1 protein-coding gene is annotated in these 460 nt (G+C 45.2%); it reads left to right on the top strand.

Annotated features, from left to right (window positions below):
- Positions 1–310, top strand: a 310-nt coding sequence (locus PROVRUST_RS18810) for a phage terminase small subunit (protein WP_006816512.1), incomplete at its 5' end; no start/stop codon positions are given.
- Positions 311–460: the final 150 nt, after the last annotated feature.

A 460-nucleotide genomic window follows, 5' to 3' on the forward strand; every position in this document is an offset into this window, starting at 1 on the left:
GCGCACAACAGGATGCGCCATTGCCGAGGAAATGGGAGATAGAGCCAAAGAATCATACACCGCGAAGAATCCAATCCCACTGGATATCTTACAGCGCACAATGTCATTGATTGAGCATGAAGACATGCCAGATAAAGTGCGGGGTGAGTTACACAAATGGTTGGGTTATAGCTTACGGGATAATGACTTACCTCAGCCTGCACTTTGCGAATTAATGCGAGCGCTTGAGCTTAATGAGCGCTGCGGCGTGAAAAAAGACATTAGCAATATTGAAAAGTTTTTGTCTGCGAAAAACAGCGCAGACAGTTAAAGAACGTGCCAACGCGCAAGGCGGCGCGAGACTAGAAACCGGTTTTCGACATCTCGCCCACCGCCTACCTATTGAGGTGAGTTATGGATTTTGTTTCACCAGAACAGGTAAAAGAAAAAATGAAGTATTAAAAAGTGATGATTTCTTTCC

Source organism: Providencia rustigianii DSM 4541 (genome assembly GCF_000156395.1).
Classification (GTDB): Bacteria; Pseudomonadota; Gammaproteobacteria; order Enterobacterales; family Enterobacteriaceae; genus Providencia; species Providencia rustigianii.